The sequence below is a fragment of the Aquidulcibacter sp. genome, from assembly GCF_049239865.1.
Classification (GTDB): domain Bacteria; phylum Pseudomonadota; class Alphaproteobacteria; order Caulobacterales; family Aquidulcibacteraceae; genus Aquidulcibacter.
In genome coordinates this window covers 1-7,097 of sequence record NZ_JBMLTR010000053.1, presented here as the reverse complement: position 1 = coordinate 7,097, position 7,097 = coordinate 1, and the positions used below count along the sequence as shown (strand labels likewise).

Genomic DNA, 7,097 nt, shown 5'->3' with positions numbered 1-7,097 from the left:
TATTGCCTGATCGCCCATCTCGAGCGCACCTATGGCGTCCATTACGCCCTTGGTGGCACTGGGGCTCTGGTGAAGGGCATGGTCGATCTGATCGAGGGCCATGGCAATCAACTCATTTATAATGCCGAGATCGACGAGATTTTGACAGAGGAAGGTCGGGCTGCAGGGGTGCGTCTGGCCAATGGTGAAATCGTCCATGCTGATTTGGTTGTCTCGAACGCGGATTTGGGCTGGACCTATACCAAGCTGCTGCGCAATCAGCCGCGCAAAGTTTGGACGGATGAAAAGATCGCGCGCGCCGATTATTCCATGAGCTTGTTTGTCTGGTATTTTGGCACCAATCGGAAGTTTGACGATTGCTATCAACACACCATGGTGCTCGGGCCACGCTATCAGGAATTGCTGACCGATATCTTCACCAAAAAGACATTGGCGGACGACTTCAGCCTGTATCTGCATCGCCCGACGGCAAACGACCCGAGCCTTGCGCCGGAAGGCTGCGATGCCTTTTACGTCTTGGCCCCCGTGCCGCATTTGGGCAGCGGGGTTGATTGGGCAAGCATGGCAGAGCCATATCGCAAAAAGATCGAACAGCGTTTGGCCGATACGGTTCTGCCCGGCCTGTCTGAAGCGATTGTATCGTCCCATATGCTGACCCCGCAAGACTTTCAGGATCGCCTGCTCTCCACCCATGGCGCAGCCTTTGGTATGGAGCCTAAGTTGTTCCAAAGTGCGTGGTTCCGGCCGCATAACATCAGTTCGGATGTGCCGGGCCTCTATTTTGTGGGGGCAGGCACACATCCCGGTGCTGGGCTGCCAGGGGTTGTCTCTTCGGCGAAGGTCATTGATCGGTTGATCCCGCCAGCCAGTGCTTGGGCTGGGAAGGTCAAAACCGCTTAAGCCTTGTCCAAGTCTGCTTGTAGACGGGCGGCGGCTAGCCGTCCCGAAAGCGCGGCCATCGGAATGCCGGGGCCCGGGTGGGCAGAGCCGCCAGCCAGATAGAGCCCCTTAATGCCGCTGCGTGCGCCGGGCCTTTGAAAGCTGGCCATCGGCCCATGATTGGCGCGGCCATAGAGCGCGCCGCCGCTGGCTGGGAAGAGTGCATTGAATCCATGGGGCGTGGTGATCTGCTCGTGCTCAAGAGAAAGGGTCAGCCCACAGCTTGTCATCATCGCCCAAGCGCTTTCTTTCGCTTTTGTTTGGGCGTCTTGGCCATAGTCCACAGTGTCGCCATTGGCAGGCGCATTCATCAGGATCAACAAGCGCTCTGGCTTGTCAGGCGGCGCACAAGCATCATCGCGGTCTTGCGCGCAAATATAAATTGTCGGGGCTTGTGGCGGTCGCTGGCGGGTGAAAACATCTTGAAACTCAGCCTTGTAATCGTCGGAAAACAAAACACTATGATGGGCGAGTGCCAAGCCGCTGGTGGTGGCGGTCGCGCACCAAGTTATCGCAGATTGTGAGCGTTGCGGCAGGGCGACGGGCCTTGCCGCGGGAATCACATCTGGACCCAGAAGGCCGCTGCCAAGCGCTGAAATGTCGCCATTGAACACAATGGCGTCGGCTGGCATTGCCGCTCCGCCCTTTAGAACAAGGCCGCTGACGCGCTTGTCGCGTGTCTCGATACGTTCCACATTGGCGTTGAAATGGAAGGTCACGCCTTGGCTGATCGCAAGGGCTTTCAGGGCTGCCGCGACCTTCGCCATGCCGCCCTGCACCCGCCAGACGCCCTCTTGCTCAACATGGCTTACCAGCATCAAAGTCGCTGGAGCCGCAAAAGGCGAGGAGCCGCAATAAGTCGCGTAGCGGCCAAATAATTGCTTCAAGCGTGGGTCTTTGAAATAAGCGCCCAAGGCCCCCCACATCGTCTGATGCGGGGCCGTCTCCCACATTGCGCCTAATCGGTTCAAGCCAACCCGAGCCACAAGCTCAATCGGGTTCGGTCTTTGACTGGCGATAAAGGGCCCCCGTAAGGTCTCATAGATGGCGGCACTTCGCTTGCAGAAAGCCAAATAGCCCGCAGCATCCTTGGACCCAGCAAATTCGCGAATGGCCTCGGCGGACTCATCGCGATCTGCAAACAGGTCCAGATCGCCGCCTTGGGTCCAAGCATGGCGGGCGAGGATGGTTGCGGGCAAAAGGGTCAGATGATCCTCGAGAGACAGGCCCGCATCTTCAAACAAGCCGTCAAACACCCATTTCATGGTGAAGACGGTCGGGCCACCATCCATAGCGGTATCGCCGACCGGTACTTGGCGCATCTTGCCACCCACATCGGCAGAGCGCTCAACGACGTCGACTTGATGGCCTTGGCGGGCAAGGTCGATGGCCGCCGCAAGGCCGCCCATGCCCGCGCCAATGACGAGGATCTTCTTTGCCTTCACGAAGCGGCGCCTGCGGTTTGGCTCGCACGGGCGCGCAAGCTCAATCGTATTTGGCGATGGTGGTAAAGGATGATCGCAAGCCCGGTCACCAAGGGGATGGCCCAAAGGCCCGGATGCAAGGCCATGGAAGGCATCAATCGAACCGCGCCAAAGGCGGAGAACGCGGTGTAGACCGAGATCCCGGCCCCCACGATGGCTTTCACATGCTCCATCAAATAGACTTTCGGACCGGGCGCGGGGTTCAGCATGAAGAAGAGGTTGGTGCCCGCCGTCGCGAAGCCGACCATGGACATGCCCACCATCAGATACTGACCAATCAGAACGCCCTCGATTGCGCAGGCCAAGGAAGCGGCAATTAAAATGGGTTGCAGCGCAAGGTTCAGGCCGCGGCGGTTGGCGGCATGATTGGCCTTGTTCTTGATCGTCTCGAGGCCGTACCAAGCCAAGTTGATCGTCAAGATCGCCAGATAAAACATCATGATGCCAAAGATACCGCGCACAAAGACGGCGTCCTTTAAATGCGGATGCGTTCCCAAGGGATCAATCAACGTACAAATGCTCAGCAGTAGGGCAACACAGCCCGCAGCCAAAATAGACCGTGCAAAAACTTTACCCCACAGCCGGTGATTGCGGTTACCCTTCTTGCCTAAAACAGGGACCCAGAAGCTGACCAGCCCCACCGCCCCAAACGCGATATGGATGGCAACCAACGTGTGAAACAAGGTAAGCATCACTGTCTATCCAGTCGAAAGCGTCTAGCGGGCTGGACATAGTGACGCGTCAAGCGTTAGGCTTCAAGGGGTTGGGCGCGGCTTTTTGCGGAGCGATCAGGATGAGTGGGCTGAGGTAGACTGGTGGCGGCGGACGGACTTCACGCTCAAGGCGCGGCCTATAAGCCTCCTCGGCCAGCACCCATGGGGCCTCTGGCCAGTTTGGTTAGGGTTATCCGACAAGGCGATGGCGATTTATTGAGCCTGATGCCAGCCGATGCCTATCTTTTGCCGATGGGGCCATTGGGCTATTCGCGCCGCTCGATCCAAATTGTGAATGACCCAGCTTTGACCAAGCCCATCTTGGCCGATCCTGAAGATATCTTCCCGAAGAATGATTTGATGGTTGGTGCCCTGACGCCCTTGGTTGGCGACAGCATGTTTGTGTCCAGTGGCTCGTTATGGCGTCAGCAAAGGCGGATGATTGATCCGGCCTTTTCTCATATTCGCTTGGCTAAGGCCTTTCCGTCGATGGTCGGTGCGCTGGATGATTTTGAGGTGCGTCTGCAGGCTGCTGCGGGCTCGGGCCAAGAAATGTCGCTGGACCTCGCCATGGGGCAATTGACCGCCGACATCATTTGCCGAACCGTCTTCTCGGCCTCACTGGCGAATGATACGGCGCGCGACGTGTTTGAGTCCTTCGCCTTCTTTGAGCGCAGCGTCGCGCATGTTGAGTTGGTGCGCTTGATCTTTGGCAAGCCGTTTGACGATATCCCCCAGCGCGCCGATGTCTTGGAGGCATGTGCCCGCATCCGTGGGCATATCGGTCGCCTCCTCGACACGCATTTAGAGGCGGGCGCGCAATTTGATGACATTGCTGCAGCGGTGATTGCCGCACGCGATCTAGAGACCGACACACGCTTTACCCGCGAAGAATTGATCGACCAATTGGGCGTGTTTTTCTTGGCCGGCCATGAAACCACCGCCAGCGCGCTCACTTGGGCTTTCTTCATTGCCGCGATGCAGCCCGCAGTCGCGGATAAGGTGCAGGCTGAAGCGGTCGCCGTTGCGGGTTCTGGCCCGATAGAGTTCGACCATGTGAAGCGGCTGACCTATGCGCGTAACGTGTTCAAGGAGGCCTTACGGCTTTATCCGCCCATCACCTTTATTCCGCGCGTTGCGGCCCGCGCGACGATGATTGGCTCGAAGAAGATTAAGCGCGGCACGATGGTGATGATTGCGCCTTGGGCCGTGCATCGCCATCAATCGCTCTGGCCAAGCCCAGATGTATTCGATCCTGACCGCTTCTTGCCAGAGCGAGAGCATGAAATTTTGCCCGGTTCCTATATCCCGTTTGGCGCGGGCCCCCGCGTCTGCGTCGGGGCGGCTTTCGCGACAACGGAAGCGACCTTGATCCTTGCGCGCATTTTGAGAACCTATCGGATTGAGGTGCAACAGCCAGAGCTAGTGAGACCAGTCGCCCGGCTGACCACGCGGCCCGCACAAGAAGTCATGATGAAGGTCTCCTTGCGTACATGAGCCAAACCGTTCTGATCACCATTGGTCGTCTACCTAAAGCCTTGGACTTTGCCCGGTCTTTTAAGGCAGCGGGGTGGCGCGTTTTGGTGGCAGAGCCGTTCAAGTCTCATTTGACCGGCGCGTCCAATTGTGTCGATCGGTCCTTTCAAGTGCCGCCACCCTCAAAGGGCAAAGAGGCCTATCTGGCCGCGCTCCTGCGCCTGATAGAGGCGGAGGGGGTAGATCTCGTCCTGCCGTTGTCAGAGGAAACCATGCATGTGGCCCATTCGGCTGGCCGCTTGCCAGCCCGAACCCGCCTCTATGCTCCACCGGTCGACCGGCTCTTGGCACTGCATGACAAAGCCCGCTTTCCAGCTCTCGCCCAAGCGCATAGCCTGACTGTCCCCGAAACAGCCTTGATCGAAAGCCCGGAAGCACAAGCAATTGCCGAGCATCAGGACTTTGTTGTGAAGCCGATCTTTTCCTGTTCGGGCCGGGCGGTCAGCCTGCATACAGCTGGCACATCCCTGATTGGTATCGCCGCCAATCTGACCGAGCCTGCTGTCGTGCAAGTCCAAGTCAAGGGCAAACAATATAGCACCTTCGCCATGGCCCAAGACGGCAAAGTCCTGATCAATGTCACCTATCAGGGGGCGGTGATGACGGGCAGTGTGGCCGTTGCCTTTGAACGAGTCGAGATTTCCGCGATCCAAGCATGGGTCGAGACATTTGTGTCGCGAGAGAACCATAGCGGCTTCATCTCGTTTGACTTTTTTGTCGATGAAGCGGGGATAGCTTCAGCGATTGAATGTAATCCGCGCGTCACCAGTGGTGTGCATTTCATCGAGACGGATGATCTCGCCCCTGCAATCCTAAATCCAGGTGCCCAGCCGATCCGCTTCAAACAGACCAAGCTGATGCAGCAATTCTACCCGACGCTCACCGAAGTTCAGGCCGCCATGTTCAAAGGTCCGCATTATTGGGACCGGTTGAAAGTGCTGCGGACCGCGCAAGACGTCACCTGGGATGCCCGCGACCCGATGCCCTTTATCACCATGCCGATCACCGCCTTTTCGATCATCGCCATGTCGATGCGACAACAACAAACCTTTGGCCAAGTGTCTACTCAGGACATTTCTTGGTTCGAGGGCGAACGACTGGAGGACTTCTAATGGTTGCTTGCCTAGATTTTAAGTCCATGATTAGCTGCAGAGAGCAGGTCTTGAACCTTAAACCGAAGATTGGATGGGCATGCTGAGTTTCGCAGCCGACAGTTTGGACTTGGCCGAGCCTGAGGTTCGTCCGCTCCCCTATGCCACCCCATCCGACCGCGCCGCCTGTCGGGACCTGATTAAAACGGGCTCGCACTCTTTCTATTCTGCGTCGCTATTGCTGCCGGAGGCCTTAAGGGAAGCAGCTTATGCGCTTTATGGCTTTTGTCGTTTGTCGGATGATGCGGTCGATGTCGAAAATGGCCAAGGCGATGCGATTGCGCGCCTGCGGGTCCGCCTTGATGGCATCTATTCTGGACGTCCGCAGACCGAAGCGGCGGATCGCTGTTTGGCCGATGTTGTCCGCGCCTATGGTATTCCTCGCGCTGTGTTTGACGCTTTGTTGGAAGGCTTTGAATGGGATGTCGCTGCGCGCACCTATGAAACCTTGGCTGATGTGGAAGAGTATGGCGAGCGGGTTGCGGGTTCGGTCGGCGCCATGATGGCAGCTTTGATGGGTGTGCGCGATGCGGCAATGGTGGAGCGTGCCTGTGATCTTGGTGTCGCGATGCAATTGACCAATATTGGGCGCGACATTGGCGAAGATGCCCGTCAGGGCAGGCTTTATGTCCCGCGGGCTTGGTTGCGCGAAGAAGGCATTGACCCAGAAGTCTGGCTTGCTAACCCAGAGTTCTCACCCGCGATTGCCCGCTTAACTGAGCGCCTTTTGTCCCGCGCAGAAGAGCTTTATCGCCGAGCGGACCAAGCCATTGCACGCCTGCCGGCAACGGTCCGTCCTGCCATCTTTGCGGCTCGCCTCCTCTATGCCGAAATCGGTAAGGTCATTCGGGCGCAGGGCCTTGATTCCATTTCCAAGCGCGCCAGCACCACAGCCGCCCGCAAGGCTTGGCTGGTTGGGTCGGCGATGCAGCGCGCTGCGCGTCCTGCACCGAAAGGTGAATTGGCAATCGCGCGCGGGGTAAATCGGCCTTTGGTGGCAGCCATCGTTCAATCCCCTCCGGGCTTTGGACCAGCCAACAAGCGTGGGCACAGCGTGAAAGATGACCTTAATTGGGTCATGGATCTATTCTCAGACCTTGAAATGCGGGATCGAACAGGGAGTCGAAGCCGATGACATTCAGTCCAATGTTCCTCATGGAGATTTTGTTCGGCGTTGCGATTTTAGGCTTTGCTCTTTGGCAGGTGATCTCGCTATCTCCGAAAAGGATCGCAGCAGAAGAGGCAAAGAAGCAGGCCGAACAGGAAAAAGCGTC

The 7,097-nt window shown here is 57.6% G+C and carries 6 protein-coding genes; 4 read left to right on the top strand and 2 right to left on the bottom strand.

The features are described from left to right. On the top strand, positions 1-900 hold a 900-nt coding region (gene crtI / locus ACOVRA_RS03880; protein ID WP_421719147.1), incomplete at its 5' end, for a phytoene desaturase family protein. Here the strand turns inward: crtI and crtD are convergent. Together crtD and ACOVRA_RS03870 are read right to left on the bottom strand one after the other, a co-directional pair. Further along, positions 897-2,384: a 1-hydroxycarotenoid 3,4-desaturase CrtD gene (gene crtD, locus ACOVRA_RS03875; RefSeq protein ID WP_421719146.1), complete on the bottom strand. Its 1,488-nt coding sequence runs from the start codon at positions 2,382-2,384 to the stop codon at positions 897-899. The genes crtI and crtD overlap by 4 nt on opposite strands. Further along, the gene (locus ACOVRA_RS03870) at positions 2,381-3,115 is read right to left on the bottom strand and encodes a hypothetical protein (protein ID WP_290802400.1); all 735 of its coding nucleotides are present in this window, start codon (positions 3,113-3,115) and stop codon (positions 2,381-2,383) included. Before ACOVRA_RS03870 ends, crtD begins: the two co-directional genes overlap by 4 nt. Before the next feature lie 123 nt (positions 3,116-3,238). Between ACOVRA_RS03870 and ACOVRA_RS03865 the strand changes: the two genes are divergently transcribed. The 3 genes from ACOVRA_RS03865 (at position 3,239) to ACOVRA_RS03855 (ending at position 6,958) form a co-directional block, all read left to right on the top strand. Continuing rightward, positions 3,239-4,633: a cytochrome P450 gene (locus tag ACOVRA_RS03865; RefSeq protein WP_421719145.1), complete on the top strand. Its 1,395-nt coding sequence runs from the start codon at positions 3,239-3,241 to the stop codon at positions 4,631-4,633. Then, the gene (locus tag ACOVRA_RS03860; protein ID WP_421719144.1) at positions 4,630-5,784 is read left to right on the top strand and encodes an ATP-grasp domain-containing protein; all 1,155 of its coding nucleotides are present in this window, start codon (positions 4,630-4,632) and stop codon (positions 5,782-5,784) included. The genes ACOVRA_RS03865 and ACOVRA_RS03860 overlap by 4 nt, the downstream gene beginning before the upstream one ends. 79 nt (positions 5,785-5,863) lie before the next feature. After that, on the top strand, positions 5,864-6,958 hold the full coding sequence (locus ACOVRA_RS03855; protein ID WP_421719143.1) for a phytoene/squalene synthase family protein: 1,095 nt from the start codon (positions 5,864-5,866) through the stop codon (positions 6,956-6,958). Positions 6,959-7,097: the final 139 nt, after the last annotated feature.

Bases quoted from the DNA above. Each gene is read 5' to 3' on its own strand.
- ACOVRA_RS03860 (WP_421719144.1), top strand. From the start codon at position 4,630: ATGAGCCAAACCGTTCTGATCACCATTGGTCGTCTACCTAAAGCCTTG.
- ACOVRA_RS03855 (WP_421719143.1), top strand. From the start codon at position 5,864: ATGCTGAGTTTCGCAGCCGACAGTTTGGACTTGGCCGAGCCTGAGGTT.
- ACOVRA_RS03870 (WP_290802400.1), bottom strand. From the start codon at position 3,115: ATGCTTACCTTGTTTCACACGTTGGTTGCCATCCATATCGCGTTTGGG.